Source organism: Bacillus cereus group sp. MYBK5-2 (assembly GCF_051915685.1).
Classification (GTDB): Bacteria; Bacillota; Bacilli; order Bacillales; family Bacillaceae_G; genus Bacillus_A; species Bacillus_A cereus.
Genome location: NZ_JBQAFE010000001.1, coordinates 1371087 through 1387967 on the forward strand (window position 1 = coordinate 1371087; position 16881 = coordinate 1387967).

The following is a 16881-nucleotide window of genomic DNA, read 5'->3' on the forward strand; positions in this document are numbered from 1 at the left end:
ACCTTTCTAGTAAATTAATGCATCAGTTCAATAATCCATAAAATCCAGTAAGCACCTGGTACAAATAGCAGTTGTGCTAATAATGTGCCGAGAAGTCTAGAAATCATTAGCCAACCATACATTTTACTCATAGATTCAGCACCGCTTTCTGATTGTAGAGCACGTTCTGTTAAAAGAGCAATGCGTGGATCGAGTAATACAGTTAATAAAATAGTGGCGAAACCATTTACAAGGCCAGAAGCTGTACTTGCATTTGTTGCATAATCTGGATTTAAAAAAGAAGCGTAAAGGGCTGAAAGTACCCCTGCTGTATAAATAGCAGTAGCAAACATGTTAATAAGCATAATACGCTTTGGAATACCACCGATACGCAGTCTATGAATCATTTCTAACTTTGGAAAACGGACATATTTTTTTGTGTACTTTAATTTTTGAATGTTATTCGTTTTCATCATTCGAATGAAAGAACCGTCTGTTTCAAAGTTTTGAATGACATATCCAAATAATTTTGTCAAAGTTGGATAAAGAATGATCGCGATTAATGTACCGATAGAAGCCGATAATAGTACGAGTCGTATAATATGCTCTAAATTAATAGAAGAATCTAGTTTTGCTTCATCGACAATACCACCGATTAAAAAGGCTTGTAGTAAGTTTGATGTTCTTGAAATAAGTAACACCATTCCTACAACAGACAGGGCAACCGCAATCTTCTTTAAACGTACTCCAGCTAATCGAATACTATAAGAGCTTGTTTCAACTGCGTGGATCACAATTGTGAAAGCCATTATAAAAATTAACGTAATTGACATTTGTTTCACCAGTTTCTATTAAAATAATTGTAACTTTTTTACTGTATCATATCTATCGTATTTTGTAACTGAAAGTATGTGACATATGGAAATTGATTTTTCGAAAAAATAGATAATGATAGTATAATAGGGAGAAGTGGAAGAGATGTTAGCACTTATTTATACAGCAAATTAAGTGGAGGAATGAAACATGTATAAAACATTTCTATTTGATTTAGATGGAACTTTAACGGATCCGAAAGAAGGAATTGTAAATTCGGTTTTGTATGCGTTAAAAAAAGTAGGAATTGAAGAAGTACATATAAGTGAGTTAGATTCATTTATAGGTCCTCCTATTCAGCAATCATTCGTAGAGAGATATAATATGAGTGAAGGAGAGGTTGAACGTGCAGTTTTTTACTTCCGTGAGTATTTAAAGCAGCGTGGATTGTTTGAAAATAATGTATACGAGGGGATTCTGAAGCTCTTGCAACAATTAAAAAGTTCAGGGAATCGCATATTCGTAGCAACTTCAAAGCCCACTGTATTTGCGAAACAAGTTATAGAGCATTTTCAATTAACGAATTATTTCGAAGACATCATTGGAAGTAATTTAGATGGTACGAGAATAAAAAAAGAAGAAATAATTGCTCATATTTTACAAACAAATGAAGAACTAAATAAAGAAGAAATGATAATGATTGGTGATAGAAAGCACGATATAATAGGTGCAAATCAGAATGGAATTGCTTCAATTGGTGTTTTATATGGCTATGGCTGTGAAAAAGAACTGACTGAAGTTAGTGCGACCTACATAGTGAAAGATGTTGAAGAACTGTATCATTTTTGTGTAGAGAAAAATTTAATACAGCAGTAAATATAGATTCTAGCAATCCCTTTATAACGTATGACGATGAATTCGTTTCTGTTTAAAGGGATTTTTCATATGTAATCGAATAATTATAATTAGACATTTTTAGCATAAAAATTTGTATGAATAAGAGGAGGGATGTCAGAATTAAAAGGTTAGTAGAAATTTATCAATAAAATTTAGAATATTCTGTTTAATGGAGGGGTAAAATTGGAGTTAGTTATTATATTATTAGCACTAAGTTTACTTATGTTCGTAGCATACAGAGGTTTTTCTGTTATTTTATTCGCGCCGATATTTGCATTATTTGCAGTATTTTTGACAGAACCTAGTTATGTATTACCTTTCTTTTCTAATATCTTTATGGAGAAAATGGTTGGATTTATAAAATTATATTTTCCTGTGTTTTTATTAGGAGCAATATTTGGAAAAGTAGTGGAAATGTCAGGAATTGCAGATTCTATCGCAAAAACAATTATTGAGTTAGTTGGTGAAAAACGTACTATATTAGCGATTGTATTAATGGGGGCTATTTTAACGTATAGTGGTGTTAGTGTGTATGTAGTAGTGTTTGCTGTTTATCCGTTCGCAGCTAAGTTGTTTCGACAAGCTAATATTCCAAAGCGTTTAATCCCTGGAACGATTGTTCTTGGAGCAGTAACGTTTACAATGGATGCGTTACCTGGATCACCACAAATTCAAAATGTAATACCTACAACATTTTTTAAAACGGATATTTATGCTGCACCGATACTTGGGATTGTAGGAGCAATTTTTGTTCTTACAGTAGGTTTACTATATTTAGAGAGTAGACGTAAGAAGGCAAAAGCGGCAGGTGAAGGATACTTTGGTTTTAATGATGGAAATACTGAAATGGCAGCATCTTTGCAAGTAGAACAAAAAAATATGCCATTAACTAATAACATTGAAATCACAAGAGCACAACAACTTATTGCATTTATACCACTTATTTTAGTAGGTGTAATGAATAAAGTGTTTACTATTATGATACCGAAGTGGTATCCAAGCGGTTTTGATTTTTCTGCAATTGGTATGAAAGCATTTGGAAAAGTAGAATTAAGTGCAGTAGTAGGAATTTGGTCTGTAGAATTGGCACTTATTATAGGGATCTTAACAACGTTATTATTATATTGGAAGCGAGTAGTAACAGGTTTCCAAGCTGGATTGAATACAAGTATTGGTGGAGCGCTACTTGCAACGATGAATACAGGAGCTGAGTTTGGATTCGGTGGTGTCATTGCAGCACTTCCAGGTTTCGCAATTATGAGAGATGGCATCTCTGCTACTTTCGCAAATCCGTTAGTGAATGGTGCAGTAACGACGAATATTTTAGCTGGAATTACAGGCTCGGCATCAGGAGGAATGGGAATAGTATTAAGTGCAATGGGAGATAAATTTATTGCAGCGGCCAATCAATTTGATATTCCATTAGAAGTTATGCACCGTATCGTATCAATGGCATCAGGAGGAATGGATACACTACCACATAACGGGGCTATTATTACTATTCTTACAGTAACAGGATTAACACATAAACAGTCATATAAAGATATATTTGCTATTACAATTTTGAAAACGGTTGCTGTATTTTTAGTTATCGCATTCTATACTTTAACAGGACTCTATTAAAAAATTTGAAACGTAAAGATTCATCAAATCGATAATTTATGTTATAAAATATTAATTAGGATAAGAAGGGGTGGGGGACTTGCAAGAGGTTTCTGAGTTTCGTATGCCAAAGTCGGTATTATATGGAAGGAATTCGCTTGAAAAACTGGGAGAACAATCAAAAAAGTTAGGGAAAAGAGCTTTTATAGTTACTGATACAATTATGGAAAAATTAGGATATGTTGAAAAGTGTATGCAACAATTAAATAAGAAAGGTATTACTGTTAGTACATATAATAAAGTGGATGCTGAGCCTACAAATATACACGTATTAGAAGCGTTATCTCTTTGTAAAGAGGAAAAGTGCGATTTTATTATCGGTATTGGTGGTGGAAGTTGTATTGATGCTGCGAAAGCGGTAGCGGTTTTATATACAAATGGTGGAGAAGTTGAGGATTATGTCCAAAAGGATATTAAAATAGAAAACAATCCACTACCACTTATTGCAATTCCAACAACTTCTGGTACTGGATCGGAAGTTACAAGTGTAGCAGTAATTACGAATAAAAAAACAGATGTAAAAATGATGATGAAGCATCCTAGTTTTATACCGAAAGTAGCAATTATAGATCCAGTTTTGACAAGTTCGTTACCCCCACAAATTACGGCAGCAACAGGAATAGATGCGTTATGTCATGCGATTGAAGCGTATATTTCTAAAGTTTCACAACCACTTACAGATGTACTTGCTCTTTCAGCTATTGAAAGTATTATGAAATATTTACGTATAGCATATGAAGATGGACGTAATATGGAGGCAAGAGAAGCGATGATGATTGCTTCCTTACAAGCTGGAATTGCATTTTCTAATGCATCAGTTACATTAGTTCATGGAATGTCAAGGCCAGTGGGAGCATTATTTCATGTACCGCATGGAATATCAAATGCCATACTATTACCTACAGTGTTAGAGTTTACAAAAACAAGTGCAATGAAAAGGTTAGCAAAAATTGGACGTAGTTTAAATAAGGATTTGTATTCGAATTCTGATGAGGAAGTAGCAGACTACACACTTGGTGAAATAAAAAAACTTTGCTTTGATCTTCGTATTCCAAATTTAAAAGAATACGGAATCGATGAAATTGAATTTGAAAATGCTATTTCTAAAATGGTATCAGATGCAATTGAAAGTGGTAGCCCAGCTAATAACCCACGTGTTCCATCATATGATGAAATCAAAGAGTTGTATCGAGAGTGTTTTAATTATAAGTATAAAGAATTTATAAAAACATCAGATTGTTAATTTCAGAATATTCTATAAAAATTTCCTTGGAAATGAAAGTAGAATTATTCTTTATTTTTCCGTTAAAACAAGACTTTATATTCCAAACTTAAAGTCTTGTTTTATTATGTATAATATACATAATAAAACATTGTTATTAGTTTTATAAAAATAGTTTAGGTAGGTGTTTATATGAAAACGATAGGTCTTATAGGTGGTATGAGTTGGGAATCAACTTCTGAATATTATCGAATTATTAATGAAGAAATAAAAGAGAGATTAGGAGGGCTACATTCAGCAAAATGTTTGATTAATAGTGTGGATTTTGAAGAGATTGAACGATGTCAGTCTAGCGGAGATTGGGATGGTGCTGGAGAAATTCTAGGGAATGCGGCATATTCATTACAAAAGGGGGGAGCAGACTTTATAATCATTTGTACAAATACAATGCATAAGGTAGTTGGAAAAATAAAGGCGAAAATTGATATTCCAGTCTTACATATTGCTGATGCAACTGCAAAAGAAATTAAAAGAAAAGACATTCAAAAGGTTGGTCTGCTTGGAACTAAATATACAATGGAGCAAGATTTCTATAAGTCACGTATAGAAGAAAATAATATAAAAGTAATAGTACCATCAGAAAAAAATAGAAAAGAAATAAATAAAGTAATATATACAGAATTATGTTTAGGAAAAATAGTATCTCAATCTAGAGAATATTATAAAAGAGTCATCGAAGAGTTAGTGCAAAAAGGAGCACAGGGAATCATATTAGGTTGTACAGAAATAGGATTATTAATAAAGCAAGAAAACGTATCTGTCCCGATATTTGATACAGCTCATATACATGCAATTGAAGCGGTCAAGGTAGCTCTAGATAGAGTATAATTATATTATGTAAACTCTATTCGTATATCTGGAAAACATTCAGAAAATATTTTATAATGTAAGTGGTTACATTTAAGGGGGAATGCGTATGTTTTCAGTTCAACCAATCGCATTTGTACATAATGAAAGAAAGGAAATAAAAGATGATGAGTGGGGAGAAGTAAGATCCCGTATAACTTTAACTGAAATGTATGCAGAAGAAAGTATACAAGGGATTGAAAATTTTTCTCATATTGAAGTTGTTTTTTATTTTCATAAAGTAACTGACGAGCAAATTCAGTATTTTGCTAGACATCCTAGAAATAATAAGGATTATCCTGAAGTAGGTATTTTTGCACAGCGCGGGAAAAATCGTCCGAATCGCATAGGTGTAACAATTGTAAAGGTGATCAAAAGAGAAGGTAAATCAATTATTGTTGAGGGATTAGATGCTATTGATGGCACTCCTATATTGGATATAAAACCAATAATGAAAGAGTTTATGCCGACAGAAGAAATACACCAGCCTAAATGGGCAACGGATATAATGAGACAGTATTGGAAGGGGAATGGAGTAAAATGAGAATATATGAGGCAACAATTGCAGATTTAGATGGACTGGCATCAGTTTTTAATAACTATCGCATGTTTTATAGACAAGATTCTGATTTAGAAGGGGCAAAAGTATTTTTACGAAATCGAATTGAGAGAAAAGAGTCCGTTATTTTCGTAGCAGTTGAAGACGACGAATATATTGGGTTCACGCAACTATATCCATCATTTTCTTCCATTTCAATGAAAGAATTATGGATTTTAAATGATTTATTTGTACAAGCGGCGAAGCGTGGAGCCGGAACAGGTAAAAAATTATTAGAAGCTGCTAAAGAATACGCATTAGAAAATGGAGCAAAAGGTGTAAAATTGCAAACAGAGATTGATAATTTATCAGCACAACGATTATACGCTGAAAATGGCTATTTGAGAGATAATCGTTATTTCCATTACGAATTAACGTTTTAAAAAATTAAGTTGAAAGAGGCATTATCAAGAAAAAGAATTTCTTTGTAATGAGAAATTCTTTTTTATTTTTGCCTAAATTAAAAAATACATTAATGAAAACGATATTTATTTATTGTTAAGCGATAAACGTTGTGATAAAATTATGTTGCCATTAAATAAGTGAGGTATTGTAAATGAATCTTAAACGAAGTTCAACAACGTTCTTAAAAGTAATTATTTTTCTTGCTGGAATTTCAGTACTTGCTTTATGCATATTTTTAGTGCCGGAAATGGCGAATTTCGCAGCAAATTTGTATCCTAATATTGCTCCGATGAAATATCTTGTTTTCATTGTGATGTATGGAGCAGCTGTGCCTTTTTATGTTGCTCTTTATCAGGCTTTCAATCTTTTACAGTACATTGATGAGAACACAGCGTTCTCGGAATTATCAGTAAAGGCGTTAAAGAATATAAAGCGCTGTGCAATTACAATCAGTGGTTTGTATGTATTAAGTTTGCCACTTTTTTATTTTATAGCGAAAAAAATGGACCCTCCTATTGGGTTAGTGGGACTCATTATCGTTTTTGCTTCGCTCGTTATCGCCGTTTTTGCTGCTATCCTCCAACGACTTCTACAAGAAGCAATTAACATAAAATCAGAAAATGATTTGACGGTCTGAGGTGGCGGATATGACAATCATTATTAATATTGACGTCATGTTAGCAAAACGAAAAATGAGTGTAACGGAGCTTTCGGAGAAGGTTGGAATTACTATGGCGAATCTTTCTATTTTGAAAAATGGGAAAGCAAAAGCGGTTCGTTTTTCAACATTAGAAGCGATATGTAAAGCTTTGGAGTGTCAGCCAGGGGATATTTTGGAGTATAAAAACGATGAGAATACTCAATAAAAACAGATAACAAATGTAAATAATAGAAGTCAATAAAGAAGGAATAGCAACTAAGCTATTCCTTCTTTACGTTAATTGCTGTTACTAATAAAAAATATAATTTGAATTGCAATGTTTGCGTATCAAAAGGGAACTTGCTACCTTTTGAGGTGATCTGTTTTGTGGAATACAATTATTTGCCAAAAAGGCTATTTTAACTATGTTTTAAATTATTTCGGGTGAATCAAAATTTTCATTTGTATTATAGTTGATTTAAAACCCAGTTTGTTGCATCTTCAAAGTTATCTGCAATGTAGTTTGGTTCAATATGTGCCCATTTGTCTCGGTACGTATGCAAAGCATCATACCCAGCGCCTGTTCGGACTAGAATCGTAGTCGCATTTACTTTTGCTCCTGCAACAATATCAGTCCAACGATCACCAACTACAGCACATTGTGTTAAATTAAGTCCATGTTTTTTTGCTGCTTTAAGCAGCATGCCTGTACTTGGTTTACGGCATTCACAACCATCACCGTGTTTATGAGGACATACATAAATATCATCAAAACCGAAGCCTTCTAATTCTTGTACAAAATCGGCTACAGTTGCTATTCCATCTGCGATACCGGGTTGATTTGTGAAAGAGAAAATTTTTATATTTTTAGCTTTTAGTTTTTGCAAGGATGTTTTTGTGAATGGAAATAATGTAAAGGATCCTGGATAATGTATTGTAGTGTCACCACCAATTGTACCGTCACGATCAATGAAAATTGCTTTAATGTTTGTCATAGTTATAGTCCCTTCACTTTATAAAGTAGTTTAAAAATATTTTACAAATCGGTAGCCATTTACTTCATAACCTAATTTTTTGTAAAAAGGATGAGCTTCTACTCTTTTTGTTCCACTAACTAGCCATGTGCCAATGCAATTATGTTTCTTTGCTAATTGCTCGGCATAATCCATCAAAACTTGTCCAATGCCTTTCCGTCGTATGTTAGAATCAACGCTAATAATTGAAATCTCTCCATAACGTGTTACATCTTCTAAATTTTCACGTATACGAAATCCAAGTAATCCAAATATAGCTTCTTCTTCCTCGTAAACATATAAAAAATCAAACGGACTCATTTGTACGAATTGTAGGCGGTTGTTCATATCTTCATAGGAAATAGAGGAACCTTTTAATTCTTTCGTTAAAGAACAAAGTGCGTCTATATCATCTATCGTTGCTTCACGAATTTGAAAAGACATATTATCAACTCCAATAAAATGTAATCAAACATTTAATATTCTGTTAAAAAATGTTTTTTCCTGCTATAAAAATAAATATTTTATAATGATATATAGATAGTTATATGTTATTCTTTTCCTTGATTGTATTGGAAATGGAAAGAAGGGGAATGCATGTTAAAAGTAAATATCCGCTCAGCTGGATATGAAATAGGTGAAAAAACAATTCATGATATAGCTTTTTCTATCGAAAAAGGTGAACTAGTTGCTCTTATTGGAGCAAATGGTGCTGGGAAAAGTACGACGATTAAAACGATACTCGGATTACTTGTAAATATGGACGGTGAAATATCATTCGGTGAAAAGAAAAATCCGTATGCATACGTACCAGAACATCCAACATACTATGATTACTTGACGCTCTGGGAACATATTGAATTATTAATGGCAGCTCGTGGAAGTGAAATGGGAAGTTGGGAAGAACGAGCGGAACAATTATTACATACTTTTCGAATGAATAAGCATAAACATGAGTATTTATCAAAGTTTTCAAAAGGCATGAAACAAAAAGCTATGCTAATATTGGCGTTTTTAACTGAGCCAGATTTTTATATCATTGACGAACCTTTTATCGGTTTAGATCCAGTAGCTACGAAAGAGTTTTTAAATTATTTATATAAAGAAAAAGAGCGCGGGGCAGGAATTTTACTTTGTACGCACGTATTAGATACTGCTGAAAAAATTTGTGAAAGATTTTTACTCATTTCACAAGGTACATTAGTCGCAGATGGACATTTAGAATCTATTCAAATATTAGCGGAAATGCCGGGTAGTTCATTATTAGACTGCTTTGATGTAATTGTAAGGCGTGAACAACATGATTAAACAACAATTTTATAAGAGATTACGCCATGAACTCCAGCGGAAATGGAAGTCTATATATTCGGTAACAGATTGGTCAGTCGCATTATATATTATTATTCCAGCACTTATATTTATGGGAATCTATTATCGATCGCTATGGATAAATGAATTATCAACGGAAGAGACGATTTATTTCGGATTAGGATTACTCGCATTTTATCTAGTAACATATTCAAGAGGAGTTCGTTCATTTTTTGAGCAAGCGGATAGTTTATTTTTAATTTCGTATGCAACACATATGCGAAAATTAGTCCAGTATGGCATGATGTACACATTTGTTCGAATAGCGATAACGAATATAATAGTAGTAGTTATTATGTTACCGGTGTTGATGAAAAGTATCGAAGTAACAGAAATACAAGTCCTATTATTTTGGGTATTCTTTACTATATTTCGATTTATGTTGTCGTTGTTAACGAGATTTGTTCATGTACATGTGGGGAAACGATGGGTTTTATGGATTGTAAAAAATATAGTATTTTCTATGAGCGTGTCCTTTTTTGGAATTAGTTTATTTTTTATTTATAAAAATCCGTTGTATTCAATTTTATTTATCGGTCTAGTAATTTTCTTAAGTAGTGTATTAGTAAAAGAGAAAATGAATTATAAAAAGTTCTTTTTTAAAGAAATCGAGAAAGAAAAGGAGGAAAGCATGCGCTGGACGAGCGGAATTATGCAAGCTGGTGGTCATGCGGCTAAACCGAGTAGTTCGAATAAAAAACCGTGGATGTTTCCGCGCTCTAAAAGACTTTTAGGGAAAAAAGCTGATTCTCGTATTGTCGAATCTTTTTTGAAAGAATTTTTCCGTACAAGTACTGCACGAATATTTTATATTCAAATTGTATGTATCAGTACTGCAAGTATAATTATGACTCCAAGGTGGATTGCAGCTATTGTTCTCGTATTTGCTGTAGTTGCAATTTCTCGCTATGCACGTGATTATTGGAATGAATTTACGAATAAGATGTTTCTTCGTTTATATTGTGATGAAGGGAAATTACTATTGTTAAGATGGAAGGCAGATCGTTATTTATTACTACCAGCAATACTTTTATATGGAATAGTTATACTTTCACAGTTTTATTTATTGCCAGCTGTGGTAGGCAGCGTTGTTTTTATTTTATTAATTGTATGGATTGTATTTGTACCATTAAAAAAGAGCCATTGACGGCTCTTTTTCTAGTCTGTAACACATTGATAAATAAAATATACTAAAACGAGTATACTTGCGGCGGAATACATGACATCTAAAGTCATCTGATCGCCTCCTTATTGTTGTTGTATTTTTATTGTATGAAATCTTACAATTTCATATTCAAGTGAAAAATATGTGAACGTTAACAAAATTGTAAAGTGCAAAAATTACAATCATTTTGTATAATAGAAGAAACCACCGTTATATAAAAAATAATGAGTGAAAGGGGAGGGAACATAAATGCCAAATTGGTTTAGAAAAACCTTAGTCGCATTAATTACCGTGTTTACATTTGGTTTAGTGACGCCTCCTTCCATATTACTTGATAATGCCAAAGCTGCGGACAAGCCTACGAGCACAGCTGGGCAACAAAGTTTGGAGAGCACGTCCTATACATATGAAGAAACGAATGACAGGTTAACCACCGATACTTTTATTACTTATGCAATGCAAGAAGCAGAGAAGCAGTCGATGCAAAAGTTTGGTACTAAAATTGGTCCAGTAATTGAAGATGAGTTTAAAGATGTAATATTACCGAAAATTGAAGAGGCAATTGCTGAGCTTGCTAGTGATGTACCAGAAGATTCACTACAATCATTAGCGATTTCTCAAAAACCAGCTGGTGGAAATAATGAGAAGATTTTTCACGTCTACGATACGAAATCTGGAAATGATTTATTGCGTTTCCATGTAAGAAGAGATCATCCACCGCAAGATGGTTATTATTTTAATTTCCATTACCACCGTTTTGATGATGGATACTCTGGACATCATGAGTTAGGAAATATTTATTGGAATACGAATGTACCACCGAAATGGTTGTCTTAAAAAGAACAAGAGAAAATCTTGTTCTTTTTTATTTTTATAGAAGGGACAGACAACTATGTTGTTGAATAACATAGGTTTAGAAAAAAGAAGCAAAGGGAGTATGGGAATGCAAAAATATATTGTTTTTGACTTTGATGGCACATTAGTAGATTCACAAAATATATTTGTACCGATTTATAATCAACTTGCTGAAAAACATGGGTATAAAGCAGTAAAGGAAGACGAAATTGAACATTTACGTAAATTAACGATGCCAGAGAGATGTAAACAACTTAATGTACCACTGTATAAACTACCGATATTAGCGTTGGAATTTTATAAATTATATCAGCCTGCTATAAAAAATCTCGTTTTGTTCCATGGGATGAAAGAAGTATTAGATGAACTACATAAAAAAGGCTACGGAATTGCAGTCATATCATCGAACTCAGAAGAGCATATTCGGGCGTTTTTACACAAGAATGGTATCGAAAATATTCAAGAAGTGTATTGTTCTAAAAATTTGTTTGGTAAAGATAAAATGATAAAAAGATTTTTGAAATCAAAAAAAATAACAGAGAAAGATATGTTATATGTCGGTGATGAACAGCGAGACGTAGCAGCGTGTAAAAAGGCTGGAGTGAACGTAATTTGGGTATCTTGGGGATATGATGTTATTGAAACAGTGAAAAAAGATGCACCAGATTACATGGTTCATAAGCCGATGGAAATTGTGCAAGTAGTACAAGGAGCGTATTCTTAATATGAATACACTGCGAGCAGGTATTCATCATATTGAATTTTGGGTAGCAAATTTAGAGGAATCCATTTCTTTTTATAATAAGTTGTTTTCCATAATTGGGTGGAGAAAGTTAAATGAAGTAGCATATAGCACAGGAGAAAGTGAAATATACTTTAAAGAAGTAGATGAGGAAATTGTAAGGACGTTAGGGCCTAGACATATTTGTTATCAAGCTATTCATAGAGAAGTAGTTGATGAAGTAGCAGATTTTCTTTCTAGTACGAAAGTGAAGGTAATACGTGGTCCAATTGAAATGAATCATTATTCGGAAGGTTATTATACGATTGATTTTTACGATCCGAATGGATTTATTGTAGAAGTTGCCTATACACCAAATGCAGAAATGTAAGGGGAATAGATATGAAGATAATTACAGCATGGCAAAATAATATACAAATAGTAAAAGATGCAGTGGATATTAAAGAAATTTCTAAAGGTTTTTCGCCTGATAAGAAATATATAATTACGAGTACGAATAATGAAAAATATTTATTGCGGACAGGCGATATAAAAGAGTATGAAAGAAAGAAAATAGAGTTTCAAATTTTAAATGAAATGCAAAATCGTAGTGTGCAAGCACAAAAACCAATTGAAATGGGTTTGTTGGCAGAAGAAGGTTTATGCTATGGCATTTTTTCATATTTAGAAGGGGAGGATGCGAAGAAGCTATTGCCTACGTATTCACCAAAAGAACAATATGATATTGGTATAGAGGCAGGAAAAGATTTAGCAAAAATGCATACATATGAAGCTCCTAATAATATACTTCCATGGTATGAAAGAGCAATGAAAAAACATAGTAAATATTTAGAGGCATATAAAACATGTGGAATAAACATAAAAAATGATGATAAAATCATAAAGTTTATTGAAGAAAATGAAATATCTTTAAAGAACCGCCCAAATCGATTTCAACACGATGATTTTCATTTAGAAAATATAATTGTACGGGATGGAAAATATGTAGGTGTTGTTGATTTTAATGGCTACGACTGGGGCGACCCACTTCATGATTTTGTGAAAATTGCACTGTTTGCAAGGGACATTAGTATTCCGTATTCAATCGGACAAATAGAAGGATACTTTAATAGGAAAATACCAGAGGAGTTCTGGAAATTATACACAGTGTACGTTGGCATGACAGTTTTCTCCTCAGTTGTCTGGACATTACGAACAGCACCGCATATGTTAGAGGATATGTTAGAGCGTCTTACTATAGTTTTAGAGGATCATAATAACTTTGAGTTATCGAAGCCAATTTGGTTTCAACCAGATAAGATTGATATGAAATAGAAAAGGTAGGTGTGATTCGCACCTACCTTTATTTTTTACCATCAAGATACTTATTTAATTTTCTTAAATGTAAGCGGCTGAGTACTTAATGTAGTTGGTACATGTAACTGAAGGGATGGGAATTCACCACTTACATTCATTTCATAAGCGAATAATAAGCTCATTTTCATTTGGAATAAGTCAACTTTTGCGGAGAAGATGTCGTAATGATGATGCCCTAATTGAATATCCATTTCCATAAATTGTACATATAACGAATCATCTCGTTTGTATACTTGTAATGTTCCGTATGCAGGATGTTCAAAAGTACCAGTATAATCCTCTAACTTGTGCGAAGGTGTAGTCCCTTTAATTTGTTCAGGGAGGGATTCAGTTGCTTCTTTCATCATTTCCTTCATTTTTTTAGTATCTTCTACAGCACGTTTATGCCAATCAATGGATTCTAATTCAAGTAGTTCGTCATAAATTTGATTAGCGAGATAAGTAGGAAGTAATGTTCCTCCAGCATTCGTTAAAATGACAAGGCCTATGTTTTCTGTTGGTATGAATGAAACAAGCGCTGAAAATCCATCGATATTACCGCCATGATGAATCACTTTTTTACCACGATAAGCGCTAATAAACCAACCAAGACCGTAACTATTTAATGGAGATTCAGGGAGTGATAAAACCGGTTGGTCTGGAATTGAATTGTGTGGTGTATACATTTGTTGTAATAATTCAGAGGAGATTAATTCATGATCTCCAAATTTTCCTTCATTTAAGTGGAGAAGTACCCAATTTGCCATATCTTCAATTGTGGAATTAATACACCCAGCAGCGCCAACTGTATCGATGTTACGGAATGGAACTGCTTTTATTTCACCGTCATTTTCAATGTAAGGTAAAGCATAATCATCTGTAGTTTGTGAATCGTTAACAGAGAAGTTTGTATGTCTCATATTTAAAGGTTCTAAAATATGTTCTGTAGTGTATTGCTCCCACGTTTGATTTGTAATGTTTTCAACAATGTAGCTAATTGTTGCATACATTAAGTTGTTATATAGAAATGCAGTCCGGAACGGTGCATCAAGTGGTAAATGTTTTATTTTTTCAACGAGATCTTTTCGAGATAAGGAAGAACTGTACCAAAGAGCCTCATGACGACTCACTCCAGTTCGATGAGAAGCTAAATCCCGTCCTGTAACTTGTGAGCTAGCAAGTAGTTCAGATAAAGTAAAGTTAGGTATATAAGACTGGATAGGGGTATCCCAATTAAACTTTTTTTGCTGTGCTAACAAGCTTAATGAAAGTGTGCCAAATGCTTTCGTTGAGGAACCGATTGCGAATCGAGTATTCGGTGTAACAGCCTCTTTTGTTTCTATATTACGATAGCCAAAACCTTCTGAAATAATAACTTCACCGTCTTTTATAACAGCGACAGCAGCACCAGGAACATTTAAATCCTTCATCATTTTTTCAACCGTTGTTTGTAAAGAAGTCATAACAGGCGTTTCAATTTTAGACATACTTCTAACCTCCAAATATAAATTTTGTTCTACCGCACTATACTTTCGGTAATAGAAAATGAAAACCTTTTTATATTCGGAAAGTTAATAATTTTGTAAGAATTAGCGCAAGAAATTTTATTAATTAGGATTATTAAATTTATCATTTTTCATGTTATGATAAATTGCATATACGATTGAAAGAAGGTTTTCCTACATATGAAACATGCTGAAAATGAATACTTAAATTTATGCCGCCATGTAATGGAACATGGTACGAAGAAAGAAGACCGTACAGGGACAGGCACTGTATCTGTATTTGGATATCAAATGCGTTTTGATCTAAGTAAAGGTTTTCCTTTATTAACAACAAAGAGAGTACCGTTTCGCCTTGTAGCAAGTGAACTGCTTTGGTTTATGAAAGGTGATACAAATATTCGCTATTTATTGCAGCATAATAATAACATTTGGAATGAATGGGCTTTTAAGAGCTGGGTAGAAAGTGATGAGTATACTGGTCCTGACATGACTGATTTTGGTCTTCGCTCACAACAAGATGAAGAATTTAAAGTACAGTACGACGAGCAAATGGAATTGTTTAAAAAGAACGTTTTAGAAGATGATGAGTTCTCAAATAAATATGGTTATTTAGGAGACGTTTACGGTAAACAGTGGCGTGCTTGGAAAACGACAGCTGGTGAGACACTTGATCAATTAAAAGATGTAATTGAAATGATTAAAAAAACACCAGACTCACGTCGTTTAATCGTTTCTGCATGGAATCCAGAAGATGTACCAAGTATGGCCTTACCGCCTTGTCATACGCTATTCCAGTTTTATGTAGCAGATGGAAAGCTTTCTTGTCAGTTATATCAAAGAAGTGGTGACATATTCCTTGGAATTCCATTTAACATTGCAAGTTACTCATTACTAACACATTTAATTGCACATGAATGCGGACTTGAAGTGGGAGAATTTGTTCATACAATTGGTGATGCACACATTTATACAAATCATTTTGAACAAGTAGAAAAGCAATTGGCACGTGAACCACGTCCATTCCCGAAACTTACATTAAATCCAGATGTGAAATCTGTTTTCGATTTTGAAATGGAAGATTTAACGATTGAAGGATACGATCCGCATCCAGCAATTAAAGCACCGGTTGCAGTATAATTGTAGAGGAGATGAAAAAATGATTGTTTCATTTATGGTCGCTATGGACGAAAATAGAGTAATTGGTAAAGATAATAATTTACCTTGGCGTTTACCGAGTGAATTACAATACGTGAAGAAAACAACGATGGGTCACCCGCTTATTATGGGAAGAAAGAACTATGAAGCGATTGGTAGACCACTGCCTGGAAGACGTAATATTATTGTAACTCGTAATGAAGGGTATCATGTTGAAGGCTGTGAAGTTGTTCATTCTGTAGAAGAAGTGTTCGAACTATGTAAAAATGAAGAAGAGATTTTTATTTTTGGTGGAGCGCAAATTTACGATCTCTTTTTACCTTATGTAGACAAGTTATATATAACAAAAATCCATCATGCATTTGAAGGAGATACATTCTTCCCAGAAATAGATATGACAAATTGGAAAGAGATTTTTGTAGAAAAAGGTTTAACGGATGAAAAAAACCCGTATACGTATTATTACCATGTATATGAGAAACAACAATAATAAAAAGATTGATGTGAGAATTCGCATCAATCTTTTTATTTATATTCACTAATATAAGTTTATAGATGAGATTCGATAGTGCTATAATGATAGGTAGCATGTAAAAATGCTAAAATTTTCAAAAGTACTAA

20 protein-coding genes are annotated in these 16881 nt (G+C 33.3%); 16 read left to right on the plus strand and 4 right to left on the minus strand.

Going from position 1 to position 16881, the window contains the following annotated elements; genetic code table 11:
- Positions 1-14: 14 nt before the first annotated feature.
- Positions 15-812: a lipid II flippase Amj family protein gene (locus ACTFP3_RS07315; RefSeq protein ID WP_000028915.1), complete on the minus strand. Its 798-nt coding sequence runs from the start codon at positions 810-812 to the stop codon at positions 15-17.
- Between the two features lie 190 nt (positions 813-1002).
- Here ACTFP3_RS07315 and ACTFP3_RS07320 point away from each other — a divergent pair, with 190 nt between their 5' ends.
- The 8 genes from ACTFP3_RS07320 to ACTFP3_RS07355 all read left to right on the plus strand — a co-directional run bounded on the left by ACTFP3_RS07320 (position 1003) and on the right by ACTFP3_RS07355 (position 7348).
- Entirely contained in the window at positions 1003-1668 is a 666-nt protein-coding gene (locus ACTFP3_RS07320) for an HAD family hydrolase (protein WP_326036076.1), read from the plus strand.
- Between the two features lie 204 nt (positions 1669-1872).
- Positions 1873-3312, plus strand: a complete 1440-nt coding sequence (locus ACTFP3_RS07325; RefSeq protein WP_440009851.1) for a GntP family permease — start codon at positions 1873-1875, stop codon at positions 3310-3312.
- Between the two features lie 79 nt (positions 3313-3391).
- Positions 3392-4594 (plus strand): iron-containing alcohol dehydrogenase, encoded by a 1203-nt coding sequence (locus tag ACTFP3_RS07330; protein WP_440009853.1) that lies wholly within the window; start codon positions 3392-3394, stop codon positions 4592-4594.
- A gap of 171 nt (positions 4595-4765) precedes the next feature.
- A complete protein-coding gene (locus ACTFP3_RS07335; protein ID WP_124749749.1) occupies positions 4766-5461 on the plus strand; it encodes an aspartate/glutamate racemase family protein in 696 nt (231 codons plus the stop codon).
- Between the two features lie 88 nt (positions 5462-5549).
- Positions 5550-6023: a tRNA (N6-threonylcarbamoyladenosine(37)-N6)-methyltransferase TrmO gene (gene tsaA / locus ACTFP3_RS07340; RefSeq protein WP_065223614.1), complete on the plus strand. Its 474-nt coding sequence runs from the start codon at positions 5550-5552 to the stop codon at positions 6021-6023.
- The gene (locus ACTFP3_RS07345; protein ID WP_001223868.1) at positions 6020-6460 is read left to right on the plus strand and encodes a GNAT family N-acetyltransferase; all 441 of its coding nucleotides are present in this window, start codon (positions 6020-6022) and stop codon (positions 6458-6460) included. Before tsaA ends, ACTFP3_RS07345 begins: the two co-directional genes overlap by 4 nt.
- 173 nt (positions 6461-6633) lie before the next feature.
- Entirely contained in the window at positions 6634-7119 is a 486-nt protein-coding gene (locus ACTFP3_RS07350; protein ID WP_440009856.1) for a DUF2975 domain-containing protein, read from the plus strand.
- A gap of 10 nt (positions 7120-7129) precedes the next feature.
- A complete protein-coding gene (locus ACTFP3_RS07355; RefSeq protein WP_000152534.1) occupies positions 7130-7348 on the plus strand; it encodes a helix-turn-helix domain-containing protein in 219 nt (72 codons plus the stop codon).
- Positions 7349-7589: 241 nt separating this feature from the next.
- On the opposite strand, the gene ACTFP3_RS07360 is transcribed toward ACTFP3_RS07355, so the two are convergent.
- Together ACTFP3_RS07360 and ACTFP3_RS07365 are read right to left on the minus strand one after the other, a co-directional pair.
- Positions 7590-8117, minus strand: coding sequence for an HAD-IIIA family hydrolase (locus ACTFP3_RS07360; protein WP_000181785.1), 528 nt, complete (start codon positions 8115-8117; stop codon positions 7590-7592).
- Between the two features lie 30 nt (positions 8118-8147).
- On the minus strand, positions 8148-8579 hold the full coding sequence (locus ACTFP3_RS07365; RefSeq protein WP_000009777.1) for a GNAT family N-acetyltransferase: 432 nt from the start codon (positions 8577-8579) through the stop codon (positions 8148-8150).
- Between the two features lie 153 nt (positions 8580-8732).
- Here ACTFP3_RS07365 and ACTFP3_RS07370 point away from each other — a divergent pair, with 153 nt between their 5' ends.
- From ACTFP3_RS07370 to ACTFP3_RS07395, 6 genes are all read left to right on the plus strand, one after another.
- Entirely contained in the window at positions 8733-9443 is a 711-nt protein-coding gene (locus ACTFP3_RS07370) for an ABC transporter ATP-binding protein (protein ID WP_440009859.1), read from the plus strand.
- Positions 9436-10650 (plus strand): ABC transporter permease, encoded by a 1215-nt coding sequence (locus ACTFP3_RS07375; protein ID WP_440009862.1) that lies wholly within the window; start codon positions 9436-9438, stop codon positions 10648-10650. The genes ACTFP3_RS07370 and ACTFP3_RS07375 overlap by 8 nt, the downstream gene beginning before the upstream one ends.
- A 267-nt stretch (positions 10651-10917) precedes the next feature.
- A complete protein-coding gene (locus ACTFP3_RS07380) occupies positions 10918-11505 on the plus strand; it encodes a YpjP family protein (protein WP_001134421.1) in 588 nt (195 codons plus the stop codon).
- A 106-nt stretch (positions 11506-11611) separates the two neighbouring features.
- A complete protein-coding gene (locus ACTFP3_RS07385) occupies positions 11612-12247 on the plus strand; it encodes an HAD family hydrolase (protein ID WP_025687389.1) in 636 nt (211 codons plus the stop codon).
- Position 12248: 1 nt separating this feature from the next.
- Positions 12249-12635 carry a VOC family protein gene (locus ACTFP3_RS07390; protein ID WP_001094668.1) on the plus strand — a complete coding sequence of 129 codons (387 nt, stop codon included), beginning with the start codon at positions 12249-12251 and terminating at the stop codon, positions 12633-12635.
- An 11-nt stretch (positions 12636-12646) separates the two neighbouring features.
- Positions 12647-13579: an aminoglycoside phosphotransferase family protein gene (locus ACTFP3_RS07395; protein WP_440009865.1), complete on the plus strand. Its 933-nt coding sequence runs from the start codon at positions 12647-12649 to the stop codon at positions 13577-13579.
- A gap of 50 nt (positions 13580-13629) precedes the next feature.
- On the opposite strand, the gene ACTFP3_RS07400 is transcribed toward ACTFP3_RS07395, so the two are convergent.
- Positions 13630-15087 (minus strand): serine hydrolase, encoded by a 1458-nt coding sequence (locus ACTFP3_RS07400; RefSeq protein WP_000034344.1) that lies wholly within the window; start codon positions 15085-15087, stop codon positions 13630-13632.
- A 198-nt stretch (positions 15088-15285) separates the two neighbouring features.
- Between ACTFP3_RS07400 and ACTFP3_RS07405 the strand changes: the two genes are divergently transcribed.
- Together ACTFP3_RS07405 and ACTFP3_RS07410 are read left to right on the plus strand one after the other, a co-directional pair.
- Positions 15286-16242, plus strand: a complete 957-nt coding sequence (locus tag ACTFP3_RS07405; RefSeq protein WP_000679609.1) for a thymidylate synthase — start codon at positions 15286-15288, stop codon at positions 16240-16242.
- Between the two features lie 19 nt (positions 16243-16261).
- Positions 16262-16750, plus strand: coding sequence for a dihydrofolate reductase (locus ACTFP3_RS07410; RefSeq protein ID WP_000637205.1), 489 nt, complete (start codon positions 16262-16264; stop codon positions 16748-16750).
- Positions 16751-16881: the final 131 nt, after the last annotated feature.

Coding starts and splice junctions, on each gene's coding strand:
- ACTFP3_RS07405 (WP_000679609.1), top strand. CDS start 15,286: ATGAAACATGCTGAAAATGAATACTTAAATTTATGCCGCCATGTAATG.
- ACTFP3_RS07370 (WP_440009859.1), top strand. CDS start 8,733: ATGTTAAAAGTAAATATCCGCTCAGCTGGATATGAAATAGGTGAAAAA.
- ACTFP3_RS07335 (WP_124749749.1), top strand. CDS start 4,766: ATGAAAACGATAGGTCTTATAGGTGGTATGAGTTGGGAATCAACTTCT.
- ACTFP3_RS07320 (WP_326036076.1), top strand. CDS start 1,003: ATGTATAAAACATTTCTATTTGATTTAGATGGAACTTTAACGGATCCG.
- ACTFP3_RS07385 (WP_025687389.1), top strand. CDS start 11,612: ATGCAAAAATATATTGTTTTTGACTTTGATGGCACATTAGTAGATTCA.
- ACTFP3_RS07410 (WP_000637205.1), top strand. CDS start 16,262: ATGATTGTTTCATTTATGGTCGCTATGGACGAAAATAGAGTAATTGGT.
- ACTFP3_RS07395 (WP_440009865.1), top strand. CDS start 12,647: ATGAAGATAATTACAGCATGGCAAAATAATATACAAATAGTAAAAGAT.
- tsaA (WP_065223614.1), top strand. CDS start 5,550: ATGTTTTCAGTTCAACCAATCGCATTTGTACATAATGAAAGAAAGGAA.
- ACTFP3_RS07380 (WP_001134421.1), top strand. CDS start 10,918: ATGCCAAATTGGTTTAGAAAAACCTTAGTCGCATTAATTACCGTGTTT.
- ACTFP3_RS07350 (WP_440009856.1), top strand. CDS start 6,634: ATGAATCTTAAACGAAGTTCAACAACGTTCTTAAAAGTAATTATTTTT.
- ACTFP3_RS07355 (WP_000152534.1), top strand. CDS start 7,130: ATGACAATCATTATTAATATTGACGTCATGTTAGCAAAACGAAAAATG.
- ACTFP3_RS07360 (WP_000181785.1), bottom strand. CDS start 8,117: ATGACAAACATTAAAGCAATTTTCATTGATCGTGACGGTACAATTGGT.
- ACTFP3_RS07400 (WP_000034344.1), bottom strand. CDS start 15,087: ATGTCTAAAATTGAAACGCCTGTTATGACTTCTTTACAAACAACGGTT.
- ACTFP3_RS07375 (WP_440009862.1), top strand. CDS start 9,436: ATGATTAAACAACAATTTTATAAGAGATTACGCCATGAACTCCAGCGG.
- ACTFP3_RS07365 (WP_000009777.1), bottom strand. CDS start 8,579: ATGTCTTTTCAAATTCGTGAAGCAACGATAGATGATATAGACGCACTT.
- ACTFP3_RS07390 (WP_001094668.1), top strand. CDS start 12,249: ATGAATACACTGCGAGCAGGTATTCATCATATTGAATTTTGGGTAGCA.
- ACTFP3_RS07315 (WP_000028915.1), bottom strand. CDS start 812: ATGTCAATTACGTTAATTTTTATAATGGCTTTCACAATTGTGATCCAC.
- ACTFP3_RS07345 (WP_001223868.1), top strand. CDS start 6,020: ATGAGAATATATGAGGCAACAATTGCAGATTTAGATGGACTGGCATCA.